4 protein-coding genes are annotated in these 2,658 nt (G+C 63.6%); 3 read left to right on the forward strand and 1 reads right to left on the reverse strand.

Annotated elements, in window-relative coordinates:
• The 3 genes from ACXJKR_RS29355 to ACXJKR_RS29365 form a co-directional block, all read left to right on the forward strand.
• The coding region (locus ACXJKR_RS29355) for a hypothetical protein (protein ID WP_457325854.1) at nucleotides 1-187 on the forward strand (187 nt) is incomplete at its 5' end.
• 467 nt (nucleotides 188-654) lie between these two features.
• Complete coding sequence (locus ACXJKR_RS29360; protein WP_457325855.1) at nucleotides 655-1,224, forward strand: dihydrofolate reductase family protein; 570 nt, start codon at nucleotides 655-657, stop codon at nucleotides 1,222-1,224.
• 35 nt (nucleotides 1,225-1,259) lie between these two features.
• Nucleotides 1,260-1,670 (forward strand): GNAT family N-acetyltransferase, encoded by a 411-nt coding sequence (locus ACXJKR_RS29365; RefSeq protein WP_457325856.1) that lies wholly within the window; start codon nucleotides 1,260-1,262, stop codon nucleotides 1,668-1,670.
• A 57-nt stretch (nucleotides 1,671-1,727) separates the two neighbouring features.
• Here ACXJKR_RS29365 and ACXJKR_RS29370 read toward each other — a convergent pair whose 3' ends face one another.
• Nucleotides 1,728-2,558 (reverse strand): PEP-CTERM sorting domain-containing protein, encoded by an 831-nt coding sequence (locus ACXJKR_RS29370; protein ID WP_457325857.1) that lies wholly within the window; start codon nucleotides 2,556-2,558, stop codon nucleotides 1,728-1,730.
• Nucleotides 2,559-2,658 lie beyond the last annotated feature (100 nt).

A 2,658-nucleotide genomic window follows, 5' to 3' on the forward strand; every position in this document is an offset into this window, starting at 1 on the left:
GCTCATTTGTGCCCGCTGCAATTTGCCGGTGGAGAAAAACGCAGAATCGTATGAAGTTTTCGAGCGCATGCATTGGCTCTGCTTTCATCTGGAATTCGAACATCAGGGAGATCCTGATGAACCGTGCGGTGATCCCGCTGCAGCGGACGGCTTCGCCGTCCGCTTGGCTTGCACGTTAGGCGCCTGAATGCGGACGTATCCGATTCTGCGAGAAGATGGCTTCTTGATTGCGTTCGAGATCACTAGCCTATGGGTCACATTTAATTCGCTGCACAAGCTCCTTCGCTCAACTGAAGGCGTGACAGAAGTTCGGAGGAATCTCTGGAATGACGATCGATTCACATTCCTATATCGAGGCGTTCCGTGCGTCGTCCATGAGCCGTGGGGCGACAGTTCGAGGTACTGGATCGGTCCCAAGTCCGCGGAAGGGAGCGACCTGGACATTCGTGCGCTGCACCAAGCGTTTCAGAATTTCCAGGGTGTTTTCGCTCAGCTTTGGTCAGAGTTGCGAGTAGGTGCAGGTGCCTAACCGGTCGCTCGAGCGGACGTCCCTCGGCAAGCCTCGGTCCGCCGCACAGCTTCAACGTCAGGCGTCACTCACTCAAGCGGCATCGCGTACGTCTGACCATTCTTCGAGACAGCAGGAGACCTCAGATGTCCACATCGGTACTCTTCATGTCGATGTCACTCGACGGATACATCGCTGGCCCGAACGACGAAGTGGGCAACCCCGGCGGCGACGAATTCGACCGGTTGCACGAGTGGTATGGGGACTTCTCCCGTCCATCTGGGGCGGTCGGACAACTGTGGGATGAGTGGAACTCACCTGGCGCGATTCTGGCGGGGCGGCGCACTGTGGAGCAGGTCGATCACTGGGGCGGTGACAACCACGGTGTCCCGATCATCGTGCCCAGCCACCGGCCGCCGGGCCCTTCGGTAGCGAACTATCCGTTGGTGACCTACGTGCCCGACGGCATCGAGCGCGCAATGGCGCAGGCAAAGGCCGCCGCCGGGGATCGCATCGTGCTGATGCTTGGCGCGTACACGGCGCAACGGGCGCTCGAGGCTGGTGTGCTGGACGAGTTGCAGATCCACCAGATCCCGGTCCTGCTCGGTGGTGGCCGCCGGTTGTTCGAGATGTTGCCTTCGCGCGTGGAGTTGGAGATTGTCCGGGTGATCGACACCCCGGAGGCCACCCACATCCGCTACCGCGTTCGTCGCTGAGTGGGCTCGCAACACCAGCTAGCCACTTGCCACCCATGAATTCAGCGCCAGCCATCGAATACAAGCTCTCGCCACCCCTGGGTGACCTGGAACTGAACGAGTTGTTTTCTGCGTCTTGGGCGAACCATTGCCCTGCGACATTTCAACCCGTCTTGCGCTCCAGCATGGCTTACGTCTGCGCGTACCGGGGGGCCGAACTTGTCGGCTACGTCAACGTCGCCTGGGACGGCAAGACGCATGCGTTTGTCCTGGACCCCACGGTTCATCCCAGTTGCCGGCGGCACGGTATCGGAACGGCGTTGGTTCTTGCCGCGCTGGAGCAAGCCAGGGCGCGCGGGGTCACTTGGGTGCACGTCGACTTCGAGCCTGACCTGCGGGAGTTCTACAGCCGTTGTGGCTTTCGCCTGTCCGAGGCAGGTGTCTACAACGTCGCGGCCGAGGCGTGACAGTCAAAGGGTGTCCCGCAGGCGGGCCGCGGGCCGAGGGCAGCGACTTGGATCACGTCAACGCGCGCGGCGGCGCCGGGCCAGCATGGCCAGGCAGGCCAGGCCGGCCAGGATCAGGGCCCCGCTGCCCGGCTCGGGCACCGGCACGGCCGAGGTGAGGAAGTGGCCGTCGGTGGCCAGGCCGTTGGCGGCCGTGAAGCCGTAGAACACCGGCGTGCCGACGAGGCCCAACTGGTCAAAGCTGACCTGGGCGCTGACCGTGAAGGTGCCGAGGTTGAGGTGCTCGATGGTGCCGGTCAGCATGCCGGCGTTGTCGTTCAGCCCCGAGGGGGTGTACTGCACCGAGGCATACCACTGGAAGTCAGGGTCGCGGATGGCGTCGCCCAGGCCGGTTTCGGTAGCAGCCAGCGGCGCCACTGAGCCGCCGGACAGGATCTGCAGGCTGGGCGACACCGGTTCGCCGTTGAAATGAAAGGTGTCGATGGCAAAGGCCACGCTGGCCGGACTCAGGCCGTCATAGCCGAGGCCCGAGCCTGCGCCGCCGACGCCGGCCGTGTCGCTCAGCGCGAAAGTGAAGCCATCGCCGCGCAGGCCCTGGCTGACGGGGATGAAAAAGTGGAAGTCGAAGGCGAAGCCCTGGTTGAAGTCCAGCGTGATGGCATTGGGCGCGAAGCCGGCGCCACCCTGGCCGCCGGCGCCCGGTGCCGTCAGCATCAGGTCGCTGTAGGTGAAGCCGTTGCCCGGCGTCATGTTGGACGCCGTCGCGCTGCCATACAGCGACCAACTGGTGAAGTCGGTGAATCCGGTTGCCAGGCTCACACCCTGCTGGGCATGGGCGCCAAGGCTGGCGGCAAGGGTCAGGGGCAGCAGCAGACGGGCAAGCTTCATGGTGGGGTCTCCGATCAGGTTGTGCGCCAGTCTGGAGAGCGACCGTTAGGCAATCGTTAGCCAATGAAGCCATCTCACCCCCTCAAGCCCGGGGTCTGTG

The sequence above is a fragment of the Roseateles sp. P5_E11 genome, assembly GCF_054049355.1.